The organism is Streptomyces sp. 130, assembly GCF_007096885.1.
In the GTDB taxonomy this organism is placed as follows: Bacteria; Actinomycetota; Actinomycetes; order Streptomycetales; family Streptomycetaceae; genus Streptomyces.
Window position 1 is genome coordinate 36,642 of sequence record NZ_VJNO01000022.1, and the last position, 20,698, is coordinate 57,339.

Sequence of the window (20,698 nt, forward strand, 5' to 3'; positions counted from 1 at the left end):
GTGCGGGGCACTGTCATGTGCTCACCCCACCGGCAGCCCCGGTGCCGGATACGCGTCCATCAGTTCCTTCACCTCCGCGCGCACCTTGCCGATCGTGTCTTCGTCGCCCGTGAGCACCCGGTCGATCCACTCCGCGATCCTGCCCATCTCCGAGACCGGGACGCCCCGGGACGTGAGCGCGGGCGTGCCGAGGCGGATGCCGGACGGGTCGAAGGGCTTGCGGGGGTCGTAGGGGACCGCGTTGTAGTTGGCGACGATGCCCGCGCGGTCCAGGGCCTTCGCCGCCGGCTTGCCGGGGATGTGCTTGCTGGTGAGGTCCACCAGGAGCAGGTGGTTGTCGGTGCCGCCGGAGACCAGGTCGAAGCCCCGGGCCGCCAGTTCCTCGCCCAGGGCGCGGGCGTTGGCCACCACCGCGTGGGCGTAGGCGCGGAATTCCGGGGTGGCCGCCTGCTTCAGGGCCACGCCGATGGCCGCCGTGGTCTGGTTGTGCGGGCCGCCCTGGAGGCCGGGGAAGACGGCGCGGTCCAGGGCGCGGGCGTGCTCGGCGCGGCTGAGGAGCATCGCGCCGCGCGGGCCGCGCAGGGTCTTGTGGGTGGTGGTGGAGACGACGTCCACGTGCGGCGCGGGCGAGGGGTGGGCGCCGCCCGCGACCAGGCCCGCGATGTGCGCGATGTCCGCCACCAGCACCGCGCCCACCTCGCGGGCGATCTCCGCGAAGCCGGCGAAGTCGATCGTGCGGGGCACGGCGGTGCCGCCGCAGAAGATGAGCTTCGGGCGCTCGGCGAGAGCCAGGTCGCGGACCTCGTCCAGATCGACGCGGCCGGTGTCGCGGCGGACGCCGTACTGGACGCCGTTGAACCAGGTGCCGGTGGCGGAGACGCCCCAGCCGTGCGTGAGGTGGCCGCCCATGGGCAGGGACATGCCGAGCACGGTGTCGCCGGGCTGGAGGAAGGCCAGGTAGACGGCGAGGTTGGCCGGTGAGCCGGAGTACGGCTGGACGTTGGCGTGGTCCATGGCGAAGAGGGCCCTGGCGCGCTCGGCGGTCAGCGTCTCGATCTGGTCGATGACCTGCTGGCCCTCGTAGTAGCGCTTGCCGGGGTAGCCCTCGGAGTACTTGTTCTGAAGCACGGTGCCGGACGCTTCGAGCACGGCGGCGGAGACGTAGTTCTCGCTCGGGATCAGGCGCAGGGTGTCCGCCTGGAGCTGCTCCTCGGCGGCCACGAGGGCGGCGAGTTCGGGGTCGGCGCCCGCCAGGGCGGGGTGGCGGGGCTGTGCGGGTACGGACGCGGTCACGGGTTCCTCCCGGGTCGGTCGCATCGCTGCGGCGTGGACCCGGATGCCCAGGCGGACGGCTCTCCGGCATGACGCCCCCGGGCATGCCCGGGGTGTGCCGCTCCCTCGTGGTCGATTCCACTGAGCACCCCGTGCGGAGGTGCGCGCCAGTCGCGGCCTTTCGCACCTTACCGGGCGCCCGTGCGGGTGCGCGACGGCGATTCGGGCGAACCGGCCCGACCGCGGCGGCGCTTGGCCGAGTCTTGGCTTATACATGCCCCCTGCATGAATCGTTCCTCGCCAGAGTGACGCCATACATGTGCACTTCATTCGGCACATGCTCCGCACGCGAGACCCATATCGCAGGGGGTTGTTGTTTTGATATTCAGCCGCGCCGGACGACGCTCCGCGCTGAGCACGGCGGTCACACTGCCGCTGCTCGCCGGGGCGCTCGCCCTCGGGATACCCGCCGCCAGTGCCGACTCCGCGCACGGGGGCCGGGAGGCGTTGCAGGGCACCAAGCCGTCCTGGGCCACCGCCACGGCCGACCGGGGGGCCGCGTCCGACAGCACGAAGGTGGCCGTCCGGGTGCACCTGGCGGGCCGGGACGCGAAGGGCCTCGCCGCCTACGCCGCCGCCGTGTCGGACCCGGGCTCGTCCTCGTACGGGAAGTTCCTGACCCCCGCCCAGGCCAAGGCCCGGTTCGGGGCGACCCGGGAGCAGATCGACCGGGTCAGCCAGTGGCTGGAGGCCGGCGGGCTGACGGTCACCGGCGCGAACGAGCACTACGTCTCGGCCACCGGTGACGTCGCGGCGGCCGAGAAGGCCTTCTCCACCCAGCTGCGCAACTACCGCAAGGGCGGACGCACCTACCGGGCCCCGTCCACCACCGCCTCGGTCCCCGCCGAGCTGGGCGACGCCGTGCTCGCCGTGTCCGGGCTGGACAACGCCCCGCACACCTCGCGCCACGACGACGTGCTGCCGCCGCCGGACGCGGTGTTCCGCAACTCCGGGCCGCTGTCCACGTACTTCGGGTCGAAGACGGCCTCCTCGCTGCCGAGCGCGTACGGTTCCAAGGCGCCGTACGCCATCAAGGGCTACACCGGCAAGCAGCTGCGCGCCGCGTACGGGGCCGGGAACTACACCGGCAAGGGCGTGACCGTCGCCATCACCGACGCGTACGCCTCGCCGACCATCGCGAAGGACGCCGCCGAATACGCCGAGCGCAACGGTGACGCGCCCTACAAGCGCGGCCAGTTGAGCCAGGTGCTGCCCGACGGCTACACGAAGACCGAGGAGTGCGGCGCGTCCGGGTGGTACGGCGAGGAGACCCTGGACGTCGAGGCCGTGCACGCGGTCGCGCCCGCCGCCGACATCGTGTACGTGGGCGGCGCCTCCTGCTACGACAACGATCTGCTGGACTCGCTGAACAAGGTCGTCGACCACCACCTCGCCGACATCGTCTCCAACTCCTGGGGCGACGTCGAGGCCAACCAGACCCCGGACCTGGCGCTCGCCTACGACCAGGTGTTCATGATGGGCGCGGTCGAGGGCATCGGCTTCTACTTCTCCTCCGGCGACGCGGGCGACAACGTCGCGTCGACCGGCACCAAGCAGATCGACGTCCCGGCCAACTCGGCCTGGGTGACCTCGGTCGGCGGCACCGCGCTCGCGGTCGGCAAGCGCGACACGTACCTCTGGGAGACCGGCTGGGGCACGCTCAACGCCCCGCTGGCGGCGGACGGGCGCAGCTGGGAAGGGTTCCCCGGCGCGTACACCTCGGGCGCGGGCGGCGGCACCAGCTCCACCGTGGAGCAGCCGTTCTACCAGCGCGGGATCGTGCCCGACTCGCTGGCGCGGGCGAACGGGAAGACCCGGATGCGCACCGCCCCGGACATCGCGGCGGTCGCCGACCCGAACACCGGCTTCCTGGTCGGCCAGACCCAGACCCTGCCCGACGGTTCACTCGGCTACGACGAATACCGCATCGGCGGGACCTCGCTGGCGGCCCCGGTCATCGCCGGCATCCAGGCCCTGGCGCAGCAGGCCCAGCACGGCCGGCCGATCGGTTTCGCCAACCCGGCGATCTACGCCCGGTACGGCTCGAAGGCGTACCACGACGTGACCGACCACCCGCTGGGCGCGCACCGTGACCTGGCGGTCGTCCGGGTGGACTACGTCAACGGCGTCGACGCGGCGGACGGTCTGCGGACCACCGTGCGCAGCCTGGGCAAGGACGCCTCGCTGTCGGCCGTGCGCGGCTACGACGACGTGACGGGCGTCGGCACCCCGGCCGCCGGTTATGTGAGCTCCTACCGCCGGCGCTGACCGCCCGGCGCCGGACCGAGGCGTGGGGCCGGGCCGCCACCGATCGCGGTGGCCCGCCCCACGCCGTCCCGGCTCAGGCGGAGGCGCGGGTGCGGGACGGACGCTCGCGCGGAAGCGCCGTCGCGGGGCGCTCAGGCGGAGGCGCGGGTGCGGAACGCTCACGCGCAAGCACCGTCGCGGGACGCCCACGCGGAGGCACATGCGCGGACCGCCCACGCGCAAGCACGCGTGCACGACGCCCACGCGCAAGCACGCGTGCACGACGCCCACGCGCAAGCGCGGGTGCGGGGCGCCCACGCGGAGGCACATGCGCGGGACGCTCACGCGCAAGCGCCGTCGCGGAACGCTCACGCGCAAGCGCCGTCGCGGGACGCTCGCGCGGGAGCGTGGTCCCGGGGCGCTCAGGCGGAGGCGCGTTTGCGGGGTGCCGTGCTCTTGGAGCCGCTCTGCTTCTTCGCCGTCGTCTTCTTCGCGGCCGTCTTCTTCGCGGTGCTCTTGGCGGCCGTCTTCTTGGCCGCCTGCTTGTCCGTACCGCTCGATGTGGACTTCTTGCCGCCGCCCGCCTTCGGGGAGGAAGCGGACGACTTCTTGGCGGCGCCGCCGGACGACGTCTTCCCGCCGGTGCCGGACGCCTTGCGGTCTGCGAGGTGCGTGACGTCCGCCACGGAGTCCTCGTCCCCCTCGCCCCGGGCCTCCTTCGCGGCCTTGACGCTGCTCTCCAGCGCGGCGAGCAGGTCGATGACCTTGCCGCCCCCCTTCGCGCCCTTGTCGGCCGGCTCCGGCGTCTCGCCCGACGCCTTCGCGGCGACCAGCTCCTCGACCGCTTCCCGGTAGTCGTCGTGCAGCGAGTCCATGTCGACCTCGCCGAGGGTGTCCATCAGGGCGTCCGCGAGGTCCAGCTCCGCGTCGCGCACCGTCACGTCGGACTCCGGGGCGACGCCCTCGGGGGCGCGGATCTCGTCCGGCCAGAGCAGTCCGTGCATGGCGATGACGTCGTCCACGACCCGGAGCATGCCCAGCCGCTCGCGCCCGCGCAGCGCGTACTTCGCGAGGGCCACCTTGCGGCTGCGCTTCAGGGCCTCGCGCAGCAGGGTGTACGGCTTCGCCGCCGGGACGCCGTTGGCCGAGAGGTAGTAGGCCGCGTCCATCTGGAGCGGGTCGATCGCGTCGGCCGGGACGAAGGCCACGATCTCGATCGTCTTCGCGGTCGGCAGCGGCAGCCGGCTCAGGTCCTCCTCGGTGATCGGGATCATGGAGCCGTCGGCGTCCTCGTACGCCTTGCCGATCTCGGCGGAGGTCACCTCCTCCCCGTCCAGCTCGCACACCTTGCGGTAGCGGATGCGCCCGCCGTCCTCGACGTGGATCTGCCGGAACGAGATCGAGTGGTTCTCGGTGGCGTTGACCAGCTTGATCGGGATGCTGACCAGCCCGAAGGAGATGGCGCCGTTCCAGATGGATCTCACCGGTTCACCCCTTGAATCCTCATATACGAAGAAAGAGACGTTTCGCGTGTGATTCTTATCGTATGACGCCGATCACCGAGGTGGAGGGGCGACGGCTGTCCCTGAGCAATCTGGACAAGGTGCTGTATCCGGCCACCGGCACCACGAAGGGCGAGGTGCTGCACTACTACGCGGCCACGGCGTCCGAGGTGCTGCTCGCGCATCTGCGGGACCGGCCGGTGTCCTTCCTGCGCTATCCGGACGGGCCGGAGGGCCAGCTCTTCTTCACCAAGAACCCGCCGCCCGGTACTCCGTCCTGGGTACACCGGACCCCGGTGCCGCACCGTGAGAGCGAGCCGTCCGAGCAGGTGGTCGTCCAGGACCTCGCCTCGCTGATGTGGGCCGCCAACCTGGTGGTGGAGTTCCACACCCCGCAGTGGCGGGCCGAGACGCCCGCGGTGGCCGACCGGCTGGTCCTCGACCTGGACCCGGGGGCGCCCGCCACCGTCGTGGAGTGCTGCCGGGTCGCGCTGTGGCTGCGGGAGCGGCTGGCCGAGGACGGCCTCACGGCGTACGGGAAGACCTCGGGCTCCAAGGGCCTGCACCTGCTGGTCCCGATCGTCCCCACGGACTCGGCGGCGGTGTCGGCGTACGCGAAGGGCCTCGCCGTCCGGGCGGAGCGGGAGCTCGCCGACCTGGTGGTGCACCGGATGCGGAAGGCGCTGCGGCCGGGCAAGGTCTTCGTCGACTTCAGCCAGAACGCCGCCGCGAAGACCACCGCCACGCCCTACACCCTGCGCGCCCGCGCCGAGCCGGCCGTCTCGGCGCCGGTCACCTGGGCGGAGATCGAGGGCTGCCGCTCCCCCGGGGACCTGGTGTTCCTGGCGGACGCCATGGCGGCGCGGCTGGACCGGCACGGCGACCTGCTCGCCCCGCTGTGCGACCCGGAAGAGGGACGGCCGCTCCCGGACTGACCTACGGACACGCGTCCCGCCCATACCGTACGCACGCCGACCTTGTCATGTCTCGGGGCAAATGCGCGCCGGAGGCGGTCGGATCTTCCGGGCCGTGGTGCACACTCTGCGCAGACACTGCGTGTGTGACGTCGGCGGGGAGGCGATGGCGTGTTCGCGGGGATCGAAGAGGTCGACTGGGCCTCGATGAAACATGCCTACGGACCGGCGGACGACGTGCCGGCGCTGTTACGGGGCCTGGCCTCCGCCGATCCGGCGGAGCGCGAGCGCGCCCTGGACGGGATGTACGGCGCGGTGCACCACCAGGGCGACGTCTATCCGTGCACGCTCGCCTGCATCCCCTTCCTCTTCGAGCTGGTGGCCGATCCCTGGGTGCCGGACCGGGGCGACCTGATCGAGTTGCTGACCAGCATCGGCGGCATCGACCTCGGCTCGGACGACGAGGAGGAGATCGGCGAGGACGAGGCGGAGGGCGCGGCCAACTACGCGATGGCCGCGGCGGCCGTCTCCGCCGGTGCCGGGGTCTTCCTCGCGCTGCTGGCCGACGAGGACCCGGGCGTACGGCTGAGCGCCCCGCTCGCGCTGGCCGCCCTGCACGACGACCCGGCCAGGGTGCTGGCCCTGCTGCGGGCGCGGCTGGCGGCGGAGCGGGACGAGGAGGTGCGGCTCGCCCTGGTCGAGGCGGCGGGGCGGCTCGCCCTGCGCCACCGGCCGCTGGCCGGCCCGGTCGCCGGCTGGCTCGGCCGGCTGGCCGCGGAGGCCGGCCCGCCCGGGCTGCGGCTCGCCGCCCTGGCCCAGCTGGCACGCTGCGCCCCGTACTCGCTGCCGGGCGATGTGGTGCCCGTGGTGACGGGCCTGCTGGGGCAGCTGCGCACCTCGCCGCCCGCCGGCCCCGGCGGCGCCCAGGCCCGGACGGCACCCGAGGCGGTCCCGGCGGCCCCGTGGGGGCAGGTGCTGTCCGCCGAGGAGACGGCGGGGCGGGCCGTGCCCTGGACGGCCGACCTGCTGCGCACGCTGCACGCCGGTCTCGACGACCGGGTCGCCGAGCGGGCGGCGCTCCTGGCCGACCAGCTGAGGAGCCCCGACCCCTGGGCGCGCGTCGACGCCGTCCGGATGAGCGACCGGCTGATCGGCGGCTGGCGCGGGTCCTACGCGGAGCTGGTGCGGCTGGTGGGCGAGCAGCTGACCGCGTCCGAGCCGAGGCTCGCCGAGGCCGCGTCGCACCTGCTGGAGGGGCTGTTCGGGCTGGCCGCCCCGGCGGCGGACGCGCTGGCGGAGCGGGTGGCGGCGGACCCCGGGGCCTGGGTGCGGACCTGGCCGGACGGGCGGGCCCGGCTGGGAAGCGCGGTGACGGCCCTGGCCCGGCTGGGCGACCCGCGCGCCCTGCCGGCCCTGACGGCGGCCCTCGCCCAGCCCCTGGTGCCCTACGAGGTGGGGCCCGGGGTCGCCCGGCTGGGCGAGGCGGCCCGGCCGCTGGTCGGCGCGCTGCGGCGGCGGCTGGGCGAGGCGGTGCTCGACGCGCGGGCGTACGACCGGGTGGGCCCGCTGCTGAAGGCGCTCACCGCGCTCCGGGCGGGCGAGGCGGCCCCGGAGGTGCTGCGGGTGCTGCGCGGGGCCCAGGAGCCCGGGAGCGAGCTGCTGCGGACGGCGGCGCTGCGGGCGCTCGCCGCCTTCGGGCCCGCGGCGCGCTGCGCCGTACCGGAGCTGCGGGCCCTGCTGCGGCGGACCGGCACGGTGGAGGCGGCCGAGGCGGCGGGCGCGCTGTGGGCGGTGGAGGGGGACGCCGACGCGGTCCTGCCCGCGCTGCTCGCGGGACTCGCCGCCTGGGACGTGGACGCGCGGCACGCCGCGGTGGGCGTGGCGGAGCGGCTGGGCGGACGGGCGGCGGCGGGCGCGCCCCGGCTGCGGGGCCTGCTGCGGGACGGCAACCTGTGGTTGCGGGTGGACGCGGCGATCGCTCTGTGGGAGGTTTCCGGTCGTGCCGAGGAGTCCGTCCCGGTTCTGCTCGCCGCCTGGGAGCAGAACCACCGGGTCCGGGTCCGGGTGGCGGACTGCCTGGCGCGGATGCGGGCCGCCGGTGCCGGGCCGGACGCGGCACGCGTGCTGCTCGCCGAGCTCACCTCCGTACGCCGTCACAACGCGCCGGAAGGCGCCTGCGGCAGCCACGACACGTACACCGACGAAAAGCTGCTGGCGCTGTGCCGCCGGGCGCTTCCGGGGAACACGGGGAAGGAAACGACATGATCATTTTCGGCACGCGGGGCTATCTGTACCAGCTGGCCATCCTGACGCTGGTCTGCGGCTGGTGCGGCAACCCGGCGGCGCACACGCTGCGCAAGCGGGTCACGAAGTTCACGCTGTTCTTCGTGCCGCTGTTCCCGTTCTCGACCTCGTACGCCACGCAGTGCACGTTCTGCGGCGGCGAGCAGCGGATACCCAAGGAACAGGCCGAGCAGCTGCTGGCCCAGCAGGCGGCGGCGCAGGGCGGCAATCCGTTCGGCCAGGCGCCGCAGGGTTACGCGCCGGGCGCCTCGGGGTCCGCGGGCCCGGGGCAGAACCCGTACCAGAACTGATCCGGCCCCGGGCGGGGGCGGGGTGCCGTGAGCCCCGGTCCACGGCACCTCCACATCGCGACATAACCGACATAACACCCGCGTCTTGCTACGTTGCGGGGCATGACCGCATCGACGGCGGACGCACCCCCGCCCGAGCTGCGCCTGCCCAGGCGGCGCGGCGTGGAACTCTCGCTCCTCATCGGGGCCGTCCTGATCTCCGTCTACGGCTACGCCGCGGTCGGGCTCGCGCACGACGACGCCGTCCCGCCCGACGTCGCGGGCTACGGCGGCGGCCTCGGCCTGCTGGCGCTGCTCGCGCACCTCGCGGTCCGCCTGCGCGCCCCGTACGCCGATCCGCTGCTGCTGCCCATCGCCGTCCTGCTCAACGGGATCGGCCTGGTGCTGATCTACCGGCTGGACCTGGAGACCCCGGGCGACCGGGCGGCGACGACCCAGCTGATCTGGTCCACGATCGGCGTCGCTTTCTTCATCGCGGTCGTGGTCTTCCTGCGCGACCACCGCGTCCTCCAGCGCTACGCGTACGTGTCGATGGCCGCCGCGCTGGTCCTGATGATCGTGCCGATCTTCTTCCCGGCGGTGAACGGCGCGAAGATCTGGATCAGGGTCGGCGGCTTCTCCTTCCAGCCCGGCGAGTTCGCCAAGATCCTGCTCGCCGTGTTCTTCGCCGCCTACCTCGCGGCGAACAGCAACGCCCTCGCGTACACCGGCCGCAGGGTGTGGAAGTTCCAGCTGCCCACCGGGCGGGTGCTCGGCCCGATCGTGGCGATCTGGCTGCTCAGCGTCGGCGTCCTGGTCCTGGAGCGCGATCTGGGCACCTCGCTGCTCTTCTTCGGCCTCTTCGTGATCCTGCTGTACGTGGCGACCGGGCGCCGGGGCTGGATCGCGGTGGGGCTGCTGCTCGCGGCGGTCGGCGCGTTCGTCGTCGGCTCCTTCGAACCGCACGTGCACAGCAGGGTGCAGGACTGGCTCGATCCGTTCGCCTCGATCGACGCCGGACGCGGGCCGGGCCAGCTCGCCCAGTCGCTGTTCGCCTTCGCGGCCGGCGGGATGCTCGGCACGGGGCTGGGGCTCGGGCACTCCGTGCTCATCGGGTTCGCCGCGAAGTCCGACTTCATCCTGGCGACGGCGGGCGAGGAGCTGGGATACGCCGGGCTGACCGCGCTCTTCCTGCTGTACGCGCTGCTGGTGGCGCGCGGCTTCCGGGCGGGCCTCTCGCTGCGCGACGCGTTCGGGCGGCTCCTCTCGATCGGCCTCGCCTCGATCCTGGCGCTCCAGGTCTTCGTGATCGCGGGCGGGGTGACGGGGCTGATCCCGCTGACCGGGATGGCGATGCCGTTCTTGGCGCAGGGCGGTTCGTCCGTGGTCACCAACTGGATCATCGTCGCGCTGCTGATCCGGGTCAGCGACCTCGCCCGCAGGCCGGCGCCGGACGAGGCGGAGGCGGGGGTCGTGGCATCGGTCCCGGCGGCGCTCCCCGGGGCGGAGGACGAGCGGTGATCCGCTACATCCGGCACGCCGCCGCGTTCTGCCTGCTGCTGCTGGTGGCGCTGCTGGCCAACGCCGCCCGGGTCCAGGTCTTCGAGGCCGACGCGCTGGACGACAACCCGGCCAACCGGCGCAACACCATCGCCCGTTACGGCCAGCCGCGCGGCAACATCCTGGTCGACGGGCGGCCCGTGACCGGCTCGACGGACACCGGCGAACAGCTCGCGTACGAACGCACCTACCGCTACGGGCCGCTGTACGCGCCGGTGACCGGGTACGCCTCGCAGACGTACGGCACCACCCTCATCGAGAACGCCGAGGACCCCGTCCTCGCCGGCACCGATCCGCTGCTCGCCCCGCTCCCCCTGTGGGGCGAGGTCACCCGGACCCAGCAGCCGGGCGGGGACGTCGTGACCACGGTCCGGGACGCGATGCAGCGCGCCGCCTACGAGGGCCTCGGCGGCCGGCGGGGGGCGGTCGCGGCCGTCGAACCGGCCACCGGGCGCATCCTGGCGCTGGTCTCGACGCCTTCGTACGACCCCGGGCGGCTGTCCGGGACCGGCTCCGCCGTCACGGACGCCTGGCGGGAGCTGAACGACGCGGAGAGCCGGCCCATGCTCAACCGGGCGATCCGGCAGACCTATCCGCCCGGCTCCACCTTCAAGATCGTGACGGCGGCGGCGGCGCTGGACGCGGAGGTCGTCACCGATCCGGACGCGGAGACCGACACCCCGTCCCCGTACGTGCTGCCGGGCACCTCGACCGTGCTGCCCAACGAGTCGCGCGGCTGCGAGAAGGCGTCCCTCTCCGACGCGATCCGGGTCTCCTGCAACACCGTCATGGCGCACCTCGGCGTGGAGGTCGGGCTCGACGGGATGGTGGCGGCGGCCGAGCGGTTCGGCTTCAACGACACCGGCCTGCGCATCCCGTCCGGGGTGGCGAAGAGCAACTTCGACACGGAGATGAGCGACGACCAGCTGGCGCAGTCCTCGATCGGCCAGTTCGACACCACCGCGACCCCGCTCCAGATGGCGATGGTCGCGGCGGCCGTCGCCAACGGCGGGGAGCTGATGTACCCGCACCTGGTGGAGCGGACGACCAAGCACGACGGGGCCACGGTGCACACCACCGGGTCCAGGTCGTACCACCGGGCGATGAATCCGACGACGGCGATGCGACTGCGGCAGATGATGGTCGACGTCGTCCGGGACGGCACGGGCACCAACGCGGCGATCGACGGGGCGACGGTCGGCGGCAAGACCGGCACCGCCCAGCACGGCGTCGACAACTCCGACCTGCCGTACGCCTGGTTCATCTCCTGGGCGCAGGCCGACGGCGCGGCCCGCCCGGCCGTCGCGGTCGCCGTGGTCGTCGAGGACGCCGAGGCCGACCGCGCCGACATCAGCGGCGGCGGCAGCGCGGCCCCGATCGCCCGTGCCGTGATGGAGGCGGCCCTGCGAGACTGACCGGGTGACGGCTTCAGGAGACCTGCGCGAGGTGCTGGCCGCGATCGGCCGCGAGGACCCCCGACTGTGCGCCTTCCTCGACCTCTGGCCCGGGGCCCCGCCTCCGTGCCCTGTGCAGGGGGCGGGCGCGTGGTTCGCACAGGTACGCGAACCACGCGGGTGAGTACGTGTACTCAGGGCGGCCCGGCCCCGGCGAGGCAGCCTGGACTTCGACAGCCGCCCCCCCCCTGAAGGAGTGTCACGATGCGTACGACCCGTCGTCCCCGCCCGCCGCGGACCACCGCCGCCCTCGCCGCCGGCGGCGTGGTGTTCGCGCTGCTCGCGTCCGCCTGCTCCACGGCGGACGCGGTCTGCTCCGGCGGTGAGTATCCGGTGCTGTACGTCGGCAGCACGGGCAGCGCGTGCGTGAAGGACGGCGAGGAGCCGCCCGAGGGATACGTCCGCTACCCCGAGGGCAAGGTCCCCGAGCATGTGGACGACAAGTGGTGGACGTACTGGAACGAGCACACCCTCGACGAGAACGGCAGGATCATCGAGGTCTCGGAGTGACGGCCGGGCGGCCGGTCAGCCGGCCGCCCCGGTGCCGATCGGCTCGCGCATCTCCTCGCGGACCTGGGCCGCCTGGCGCGCCGCCTCGGCGAGGTCGACCTCGTCGGGGTCCTGGAGCGCGGTCTCCTCGGTGACGACGGCGACGAAGGAGGCGGTGTTGTCGTCGCCCCAGGCGCACATGGGCAGCGTGCTGGTGACGCCGCCGTCCTCGGAGCGGACGACCTCGCAGGCGACGGTGATCCCGTAGCCCGCGGGCGTGAACTCCCGCGCGGGCACCGCCACGGTCATCCCCTCGCCCTCGGCGGCCCCCTCGAGGATCGCGTCGCGGGACAGCTCGGGCTTCTTGATGCGGCCCCACATCCCGGAGACGATCAGCGTCCCGCCGTCCTTCGACGCGTACTGGGTCACCACGGCCCTGGGGTCGCGGATGGTCGGGTCGTACGTGTCCTCGATGTCCTTGCCGTCCGTCGCCGAGGTGTCCTCCTGGAGGGTGTACTCGCCCTCCAGGAGCGTCTTCGGCACGGTGAGCTTGTACTCGGCCGCCGGGAATCCGCTGGACACCGGCAGCTTGTGGCCGGCCTCGTCGCCCAGCCGCACGACGCCGAAGACGATGCCGCCCGCGACCAGGAGCGCGCCGGCGACGACCGCCGCGATCACCCCGGGCCGGGCCGACGACGGCCGGGGCCCGCCGGGCGGAGCCCCCCACGGCTGGGGCGCGGACCCCTGCGGGGCGCCCCAGGGCTGCTGCTGGGCGTACGGATTCGGCTGGGGCGGCGGCGGGCCGTAGGGGCCCTGGGGCGCACCGTAAGGGCCCTGCGGCGGCGGGGGCATGCTCATGCCGCACAAGCTACGGCATGGGCGCGCGACGCCTTCCGGGGCCTGCCCGGCCCGGGGTCCGGGGCGCGCTCGTGCGATGCTCGGGCCATGAACGGCCGCCCCCTCTCCGTGGAATGCCCGCCGCCCGGCTCACTGCACGCCGTGCCCGGCCTGGCCGCGCTGCTCACCGGCTACCACCTGTGCACCGAGGCGGAGAAGGGCGTGCCCGTGGCGGACGCGTCCGGGCTGCCCGACCGCTACCGGCTGGAGACCGAGGCCCCGGACCGCGCGTTCGCGGACGCCGTCGTGCTCGTCGCCCGGGACGGCGGCGCGGCGGTGGGGTGCGTCGTGGTCACGGGCCCGGCCGGCGGGGCCGCGGAGATCAAGCGGCTCTGGACGGACCCCGCCGCGCGCGGCCGGGGCGTCGCCTCCGCGCTGCTCGGCGCCGCGTTCGAGCGGGCCGGCCGCATGGGCGCCCGCACCGTGCGGCTCTCCGTCTGGCGGTGGCGCACCGGGGCCGTCGCGCTCTACGAACGCCTCGGCTTCAGCGCCGTGCCGTCGTGGGACGACCGCGCGGACCTCGTCTGCATGGAGCGGCCCGCGCAGGGTCACCGCCCCGCCGCCTCCTCGATCGCTGCGGAGGGGTAGGGCGTTCGCCGGCTCTCCGTCAGGAGGCGGCGGTGGAAGCCGTCCAGGGCCAGGGCGGCCGGGGCGTGGCGGTCGAGCAGGGCGGCGGCCTCGGGGGGTACGCCGGCGGGGCGGGTGCCCGTGAGCCAGGCCCGGAGGAACGCGGCGTCGTACACCTCGTCGGACAGGTGGTGGCGCAGCAGGTGGCCGGCGACGTAGTGGCGGTCGTACGCGAGGTGGGCGGCCAGGAACGCGGACTCCTCGGCGGAGAGTGCGAACGCGGAGCTGAGGGCCAGGCCGAAGTCGGCGAAGCGGACCGACCGGCCGTCCGTCAGGACGTTGCGGAAGTGGGCGTCGAAGTGCACGAACCCCTGGGCGCTCATGAAGTCCGCGCCGCGCGCCAGGGCCGCGTCGATCCGGGCGTACGGCGGGGCCGTGCCGCCCCGCCCGGCGGCGGCGCGGCGCCCGGCCAGCCAGGACCCCAGGGTGTGCGGGACGTGTTCCAGGAAGAGGACCAGGCTCGCGGTGGACCGGCCGATGGCCTCCAGCCTGGCGCGTACGGCGGGGTGGCCCTCCCAGTGGGCCACGGCGCCCTCGATGCCGCCGAACTCGTCGACGTACCCCTGCGGCGGGGTGTCGGGCAGGACCCGCCAGTGGTACATCAGCGGGAAGTCCGGGTGGGCGCCGGTGAGCACCCAGTGCGTGGTGAGGAGGTGGGCGGCCAGTTCCCGCCAGGCGCCGAATCCGGCCGAGCCGATCCCGTACTGGTAGAACACCGGCAGCCCGAAGAGGTTGGCGGTGGACCGGACGTGTTCCGGGCGCAGTTCGAGGGCGGTGAGGGGCACCCGCTTCACGAAGACTCGGGTGCCGTCGACGTCCAGCTCCGCCGCCCGGCCGCCCAGGCCGGCGCCCAGCGGGGTGGCCGCGGCGACCTCCCGGCCGAGGCGGCGGTCGCTCAGCAGGGCGAGCCGGGTGGCGACCGCCCGGTGGACGGCCGCGCGGCCGTCGTGCTCCTCAGTCCCCTGCCCCGTCCGCATCCGCCCCGCCCTGCGCGATCGCCTCGGCCACCTCCGCCACCCTCGCCCGTTCCTCCGCTTCGAAGCGGTCCTTGTCGAGCTGTTCGGCGATCTCCTCGTCCTGGGCCATGAGCAGGTCGAGGCTGGAGTCGCCGAGTTCGAGGACGCCCATGTCGACGTACGCCTTCTGCAGCCGTTCGCCCCACAGGCCGATGTCCTTGACGCACGGGACGATGCGGCTGAACAGCAGCTTACGGAAGAGCTGGAGGAATTCGGAGTGCTCGCTGAGCTCCTTCGCCTCCTGCCTGCCGACGCCGAAGTTCTCCAGGACCTCGACCCCGCTGAGCCGGTCGCGCATCAGGTAGCAGCCCTCGATGACGAACTCCTCGCGCTCGCGCCGTTCCGCGTCGCCGAGCTGCTTGTAGTAGTCGCGCAGCGCCATCCGCCCGAAGGCGACGTGGCGGGCCTCGTCCTGCATGACGTAGGCGAGTATCTGCTTGGGCAGCGGCTTGGTGGTGGTGTCCCGGATCATGCCGAACGCGGCCAGCGCCAGGCCCTCGATGAGGACCTGCATGCCGAGGTAGGGCATGTCCCAGCGGGAGTCGCGCAGGGTGTCGCCGAGCAGGCTCTGCAGGCTGTCGTTGACCGGGTAGAGCATCCCGACCTTCTCGTGCAGGAACCGGCCGTAGATCTCCGCGTGCCGGGCCTCGTCCATGGCCTGGGTCGCGGAGTAGAACTTGGCGTCCAGGTCGGGGACGGCCTCCACGATGCGCGCGGCGCAGATCATCGCGCCCTGCTCGCCGTGCAGGAACTGGCTGAACTGCCAGGAGGTGTAGTGCTTGCGCAGCTCGCCCCGGTCCTTCTCGGTCATCTTCGCCCAGTACGGGGTGCCGTACAGGGTCAGGGCCTCGTCGGGGGTGCCGAGCGGGTCGGCGGGGTCGACCTCCAGGCTCCAGTCGATGCGCTTGTTGCCGTCCCACTGCTTGTCCTTGCCCTTCTGGTACAGGGCGAGAAGGCGCTCGCGGCCGTCGTCGTAGTCCCAGCTGAAGCGGGCGGCGCCGGTGGCCGGCACGGTCCACAGCGGTTCCTCGGGGGCGGTGGTGTAGAGGTCGTGGGTCGACACGTACGGCTCCTTCGCCTCGCGACTGCCGGGAAGTCGGCGGGCTCCCCGCTCAGTTGGCAGGTTCACACGTTGGTAGACGCGCGGTCAACAAGTCGTGCGGAAGGGATTGACGGGCTTGCTGACAGGCAGTCTCATAGTGGGTGACCGTCGGTAACCCATGGGTGAGGTGCCTCCGCGATGACGACCGTGACCACAAGCGACCTGCAGGCGCTCCGCGACGCACTCGGCCCGCTGCGCGGCCGTGAGCAGATCGCCGAACGGCTCCTGGAGGCGTCCGCCAAGCACTCCTTCGACCCCGACAAGGAGCTCGACTGGGACGCGCCGCCCGTGGACGGCAAGTGGTTCTGGCCGCCCGAGCTGGTCTCGCTCTACGACACCCCGCTGTGGAAGCGCATGTCGCACGACCAGCGGCAGGAACTGGCCCGGCACGAGGCCGCCTCGCTCGCCTCGCTCGGCATCTGGTTCGAGATCATCCTCATGCAGCTGCTCGTACGGCACGTCTACGACAAGCCCCCGACCAGCAACCACGTCCGCTACGCGCTCACCGAGATCGCCGACGAGTGCCGGCACTCGATGATGTTCGGCCGCATGATCACCTGGGGCGGCGGGCCCACGTACACCGTGCCGCGCCGGTACCACAACATGGCGCGCGTCCTGAAGAGCGTGTCCACGACGCCCGGTTCGTTCGCCGGGACGCTCCTGGGCGAGGAGATCCTCGACTGGATGCAGCGGCTGACCTTCCCGGACGAGCGCGTCCAGCCCCTGGTGCGCGGCGTGACCCGCATCCACGTCATCGAGGAGGCGCGGCACGTCCGCTACGCCCGCGAGGAGCTGCGCCGCCAGATGGTGACCGCGCCCCGCTGGGAACGCGAACTGGCCCGCGTCAGCTGCGGACAGGCGGCCCGCGTCTTCTCCGTCTGCTTCGTCAATCCGCAGGTGTACGAGAACGTGGGGCTGGACCGCCACGAGGCGGTCGCCCAGGTGAGGGCCAGCGGACACCGCACGGAGGTCATGCAGACGGGCGCCAAGCGGCTGACCGACTTCTTCGAGGACATCGGTGTCCTGAACGGGGTCGGGCGCAGGCTCTGGAAGAGCTCGGGCCTGCTGGCGTGACGACGGGTGCGCTTAGTCTGGGGGCCATGACCCCAGCTGCCGCCGCGCCGCCCGGCCGCGCGTACCGAAGACTCAGTGTCGAGGAGCGCCGCACCCAGCTGCTCGGTGCGGCGCTCACGCTCTTCGCGCACCGGTCCCCCGACGAGGTCTCGCTGGACGAGGTCGCGACGGTGGCCGGGGTGTCGCGCCCGCTGGTGTACCGCTACTTCCCGGGCGGGCGTCAGCAGTTGTACGAGGCGGCGCTCCGCTCGGCCGCCGAGCAGCTGAAGCTGTGCTTCGCCGAGCCCGCCGAGGGGCCCCCGACCGAGCGGGTGACCCGCGTCCTCGACCGCTATCTGACCTTCGTGGACGAGCACGACGCCGGTTTCAGCGCCCTGCTCCGGGGCGGCAGCGTCGCCGAGACCTCCCGGACGAACACCATCGTGGACGAGGTGCGCCGCGCGGCGGCCGAGCAGATCCTGCTGCACCTGGGCCACGACGAGCACAGCGAACCCGCGCCCCGGATGAGCATGATGGTGCGCACCTGGATCGCGGCGGTCGAGGCCGCCTCGCTGATCTGGCTGGACGAGGGCAAACGGCCGGACGCCGCCGAGCTGCGGGACTGGCTGGTCGACCAGTTCATCGGCCTGCTGGCCGTCACCTCGTCCTCGGACCCGCAGACCGCGGCGGCCGTGGCCGCGCTGCTCCCGCTGGAGTCCGTGGAGGGCCCGGCCGGGCGGCTGGTGGACCGGCTGGCCCCGCTGACCGGCGTGGCCGCGCATCTGCTGCCGCCGGACTGATCAGTCAGACTCGACGGGTGAGAAGCGAGAACACCGCCTTCGTCGGCGGCCCGCTGGACGGCCGGGTCCTGCCCGTCCTCACCGGAGCGACGGGCCACCCGCCCAAGTGGTACGAGGTCCCGGTCCCGGACGCGGCCGGCGGACCGCCCGCGGTCTACGCGTACCGCAGGGCCCCGGCCGGTCGCACGAAGCGGCTCGGCATCCAGCGGGGGTGGATCTACGAGTACGCCCCCGAGGGGCGCGAGCGGCCGAGGTGGCCGTGGTCGAAGCCGGGCGGCAAGCCGCCGGAACCGCCCCGTTAGCCGCTGCCGTCCCGCTGCCGTCGTCGCCCGGCGGCAGGCGGCGGGACGGCAGGCCCTAGGATCGATCATCTGGTCCCTGGGGACGGACGGGGACGGTCACAAGGGGGGATGTGCCATGGAGGCGCCGCGTCAGGACGAGCCACGGGACTTCGGTCCGTACACCGTGCTGGCCCGCTTGCGCGAGACGGCCGCCGCGGTGCAGTACCTCGCGCGCGCCGAGGCCCCCGGCGGGCTGGTCGTGGTCACCGCCGCCCGGCCGGAGCTCGCCGCCTCGCCGGCCTTCCGCCACCGTTTCGACGCGGAGGCGCGCCTCGCCGGCCGGCTCGCCGGGGACTGGGTCGACGAGCCGCTGGAGACCCGCGCGGACGGCTCCGACGCGCCCTGGACCGCCGCGGTGTACGTCCCCGCGCTGACCCTGGCCGAGGCCATAGAGGCCGCCGGCCCGCTCCCCGGGCGTGCCGTGCGGGTCCTGGGCGCCGGCCTCGCCGAGGCCCTGTCCCGGGTCCACGCCACCGGCACCGTGCTGCACGGCCTCGCGCCCGGGACCGTGCTGCTCGCCGAGGACGGCCCCCGGCTCACCGCCTTCGGCCCGCTGGGCGCGGCGGCCGAGGCGTCGGCGGGCCCGGGCGGCCGGCTCTCCGTACGGCTCGGCTATCTGACCCCGGAACAGCTGGCGGGCGAGGAGGCGGGTCCGGCCTCGGACCTCTTCGTGCTCGGCCTGCTGCTCGCCTACGCGGCGACCGGGACGACCCCGCTGGCCGACGGCCCGCCGGCCGAGGCCGCCGACCGCATCGCGCAGGCCGCCCCGGAACTCGCCGGAGTACCCGACGAGTTGCGCGACCTGATCGCCCGCTGCCTGGCGAAGGACCCGGCCGACCGCCCCACGGCCGGTGCGGTGGCCGCCGAACTCGCCCCGGAGGGCGCGGCAGCCCTGGCCAGGGACGGCTGGCTCCCGGAGGGGCCGGCGGCGGCGGTGGCCGGACAGGGCGTCCGGGCCGGGCAGCTGGCCGCCGCGCCCGAGAGCTCCGCGCCCCTCGGGAACGCGTCTGCGGAGAACCCCGTGCCCGAGCAGTATCCGGTGTCCGACGAGGACCCCTCGGGCGCCCGGGGCGGCCATGCCCCGAAGTCGTACGGGGACGTCTGGGACGCCGTCGCACCCGCGCCCCGGCCGGCGCCCGGGCCCGGCATACAGGACGCCGTGCCGCCCGGGCACCAGCCGACGCCGGTGCCCGAGTGGCGGGAGCCGGTCGCCGGGGGCAGCACGGTCCCGGACGCGTCCGCCGCCCTCCCGGACACCCGCACCACACAGCTCGGGGTGATCGGGCAGCCGGGGCCGCAGGCTGCCCGGCCGGACCGGTCCGGCTACGGGTACCCGCAGCCGCAGCCCGAGCCCGCCCCCGTACCGCTGCCGCCCGCGCCCGTCCCGGACACCGCTCCGCCCGCCGAGCCCCGGCGGTCCGGGCCGAGCCGGCGCGGTCTGCTGTTCGGGGCGGTGGGCGGCGTGGCCGGGCTGCTGGTCGGCGGCGGGACGCTGTACGCGCTGACCTCGGGCGACGAGGACGAGCCCGGCCCGGACCCGAAGCCGGCGCCGACGTCCGCGCGGCCGAGCGTCGCGGGGCTTCCCCCGCAGCCCCGGTGGGTCTACCACCACCCGGCGAACGAACCGGCCCCGCTCACCGCCGCCGTGTGGAAGGACCGCCTGCTGGTGCTCTCGGACGAGAGCCAGGTCAGCGCCGTCGACCTGCGCACCGGACGCCGGCTCTGGGCGAACCCGGCCGGGGCCGGGGGCCGGGCCGCGCTGCCCGTCGACGACGAGCACTGCTTCGTGGCGCGCCGGGACGAGTTCGTGTGGATCTCCACGAAGGACGGGAAGGTCGCCCACCGGCTCGCCTGCGCCGACGGTTTCAAGGACGCGCCGGGCCTCGAGGTCGGCACCCTGGTCGGCGCGGACGCGACGAGCATCTGGTTCACCGCCGCGCACGAGGTCACCGTGAAGGCGCCCAAGCCCAAGAAGGGCAAGAAGCGCGGCAAGGACAAGCAGGTCGTCAAGTCGTACCTGTTCGCGTACGACATCGCGGAGCGCAAGGAACTGTGGCGGTCCGCGCTGCCCACCGGGCGCGGCGACATCGCGCCCGCTTACCAACTGATCGCGGTGCGCGAGGACTCCGTCGTCGTGCGGCAGCGGCCCGCCTCCCGCACACCGGCGCAGGTGAAGGCCGCCAAGAACAAGTCGCGGTTCACGGGCTACGACCGAGCGACCGGCAAGCCCGGCTGGACCACGGCGCTCGGCCGGGTCACACCGGAGGCGGCGGCCGTCGGCGCCGACGACGGCATGCTGTACGCGGCGGAGGGCAGCGGGCTGCGGGCCTTCGCGACACCCGGCGGCAAGGCGCGGTGGACGCTCAAGGGCGGCCCCGCATCCGCGTTCGGCGTCTCGGTGCCGAAGGGCGACGCGCTCTACACCACCAACCGGAACCACGTCGTCGGGGCGGTCGACCGCGCGAGCGGGAAGGCGGTGTGGCAGCGCTCCACGGAGGCGGCGGGCGACGGCACGCCCGTGATCACCCTCAGTTCCACCGGTGAGACCCTGCTGGCCGCCGAGCACAGCCAGGTCACCGCCTTCTCCGCCTCCGACGGCAAGCGCCTGTGGAAGTTCCAGGACATCGGCGACCAGGGCCCGGACGGCGAGACCGTCAAGGCCGGCTACCAGGTGCTGGCGTACGACAGGACGGCGGTCGTGCGGCGCGGCCGCACGGTGTACGCGTTCCCGGTCGACTGACGGCACCCGGCCGGCCCACCGCCCGCCGCCTTCCGGGCGAATCCGGAGGGC

General features: G+C 73.9%; 17 protein-coding genes. 12 read left to right on the forward strand and 5 right to left on the reverse strand.

Features of this window, described 5'->3' with window-relative positions; translation table 11 throughout:
* Positions 1–21 precede the first annotated feature (21 nt).
* Positions 22–1,293, reverse strand: a complete 1,272-nt coding sequence (gene glyA / locus FKN01_RS19645) for a serine hydroxymethyltransferase (protein ID WP_143622381.1) — start codon at positions 1,291–1,293, stop codon at positions 22–24.
* 357 nt (positions 1,294–1,650) lie between these two features.
* Between glyA and FKN01_RS19650 the strand changes: the two genes are divergently transcribed.
* Positions 1,651–3,600, forward strand: coding sequence for a protease pro-enzyme activation domain-containing protein (locus tag FKN01_RS19650; RefSeq protein WP_143622384.1), 1,950 nt, complete (start codon positions 1,651–1,653; stop codon positions 3,598–3,600).
* Positions 3,601–4,001: 401 nt separating this feature from the next.
* Here the strand turns inward: FKN01_RS19650 and FKN01_RS19655 are convergent, their stop codons facing one another.
* Positions 4,002–5,063 carry a Ku protein gene (locus tag FKN01_RS19655; protein WP_143622386.1) on the reverse strand — a complete coding sequence of 354 codons (1,062 nt, stop codon included), beginning with the start codon at positions 5,061–5,063 and terminating at the stop codon, positions 4,002–4,004.
* 62 nt (positions 5,064–5,125) lie between these two features.
* Between FKN01_RS19655 and ligD the strand changes: the two genes are divergently transcribed.
* The 6 genes from ligD to FKN01_RS19685 all read left to right on the forward strand — a co-directional run bounded on the left by ligD (position 5,126) and on the right by FKN01_RS19685 (position 12,092).
* Positions 5,126–6,016, forward strand: coding sequence for a non-homologous end-joining DNA ligase (gene ligD / locus FKN01_RS19660; protein ID WP_143622387.1), 891 nt, complete (start codon positions 5,126–5,128; stop codon positions 6,014–6,016).
* Positions 6,017–6,166: 150 nt separating this feature from the next.
* Positions 6,167–8,260 carry a PBS lyase gene (locus tag FKN01_RS19665; protein WP_143622389.1) on the forward strand — a complete coding sequence of 698 codons (2,094 nt, stop codon included), beginning with the start codon at positions 6,167–6,169 and terminating at the stop codon, positions 8,258–8,260.
* On the forward strand, positions 8,257–8,589 hold the full coding sequence (locus FKN01_RS19670; protein WP_143622391.1) for a zinc-ribbon domain-containing protein: 333 nt from the start codon (positions 8,257–8,259) through the stop codon (positions 8,587–8,589). The genes FKN01_RS19665 and FKN01_RS19670 overlap by 4 nt, the downstream gene beginning before the upstream one ends.
* 102 nt (positions 8,590–8,691) lie before the next feature.
* A complete protein-coding gene (locus FKN01_RS19675) occupies positions 8,692–10,089 on the forward strand; it encodes an FtsW/RodA/SpoVE family cell cycle protein (RefSeq protein WP_143622393.1) in 1,398 nt (465 codons plus the stop codon).
* On the forward strand, positions 10,086–11,543 hold the full coding sequence (locus FKN01_RS19680) for a penicillin-binding transpeptidase domain-containing protein (protein WP_143622394.1): 1,458 nt from the start codon (positions 10,086–10,088) through the stop codon (positions 11,541–11,543). Before FKN01_RS19675 ends, FKN01_RS19680 begins: the two co-directional genes overlap by 4 nt.
* Positions 11,544–11,786: 243 nt before the next feature.
* Positions 11,787–12,092 carry an SCO0607 family lipoprotein gene (locus FKN01_RS19685; RefSeq protein ID WP_143622396.1) on the forward strand — a complete coding sequence of 102 codons (306 nt, stop codon included), beginning with the start codon at positions 11,787–11,789 and terminating at the stop codon, positions 12,090–12,092.
* A gap of 15 nt (positions 12,093–12,107) precedes the next feature.
* On the opposite strand, the gene FKN01_RS19690 is transcribed toward FKN01_RS19685, so the two are convergent.
* On the reverse strand, positions 12,108–12,929 hold the full coding sequence (locus FKN01_RS19690; protein ID WP_185992910.1) for a hypothetical protein: 822 nt from the start codon (positions 12,927–12,929) through the stop codon (positions 12,108–12,110).
* 87 nt (positions 12,930–13,016) lie between these two features.
* On the opposite strand from FKN01_RS19690, the gene FKN01_RS19695 reads away from it, so the two are divergent.
* A complete protein-coding gene (locus tag FKN01_RS19695) occupies positions 13,017–13,556 on the forward strand; it encodes an N-acetyltransferase (protein ID WP_143622398.1) in 540 nt (179 codons plus the stop codon).
* On the opposite strand, the gene FKN01_RS19700 is transcribed toward FKN01_RS19695, so the two are convergent.
* Positions 13,517–14,572, reverse strand: coding sequence for a protein kinase (locus FKN01_RS19700; protein WP_143622400.1), 1,056 nt, complete (start codon positions 14,570–14,572; stop codon positions 13,517–13,519). The genes FKN01_RS19695 and FKN01_RS19700 overlap by 40 nt on opposite strands.
* Entirely contained in the window at positions 14,550–15,674 is a 1,125-nt protein-coding gene (locus FKN01_RS19705) for a ferritin-like domain-containing protein (protein ID WP_143622402.1), read from the reverse strand. Before FKN01_RS19705 ends, FKN01_RS19700 begins: the two co-directional genes overlap by 23 nt.
* A 177-nt stretch (positions 15,675–15,851) precedes the next feature.
* On the opposite strand from FKN01_RS19705, the gene FKN01_RS19710 reads away from it, so the two are divergent.
* The 4 genes from FKN01_RS19710 (at position 15,852) to FKN01_RS19725 (ending at position 20,647) form a co-directional block, all read left to right on the forward strand.
* Positions 15,852–16,787 (forward strand): diiron oxygenase, encoded by a 936-nt coding sequence (locus FKN01_RS19710; protein ID WP_143622404.1) that lies wholly within the window; start codon positions 15,852–15,854, stop codon positions 16,785–16,787.
* Between the two features lie 26 nt (positions 16,788–16,813).
* Positions 16,814–17,566 carry a TetR/AcrR family transcriptional regulator gene (locus FKN01_RS19715; protein WP_143622406.1) on the forward strand — a complete coding sequence of 251 codons (753 nt, stop codon included), beginning with the start codon at positions 16,814–16,816 and terminating at the stop codon, positions 17,564–17,566.
* 17 nt (positions 17,567–17,583) lie between these two features.
* Positions 17,584–17,868, forward strand: a complete 285-nt coding sequence (locus FKN01_RS19720; protein ID WP_143622408.1) for a hypothetical protein — start codon at positions 17,584–17,586, stop codon at positions 17,866–17,868.
* A gap of 115 nt (positions 17,869–17,983) precedes the next feature.
* Positions 17,984–20,647, forward strand: coding sequence for a PQQ-binding-like beta-propeller repeat protein (locus tag FKN01_RS19725; RefSeq protein ID WP_143622410.1), 2,664 nt, complete (start codon positions 17,984–17,986; stop codon positions 20,645–20,647).
* Positions 20,648–20,698: the final 51 nt, after the last annotated feature.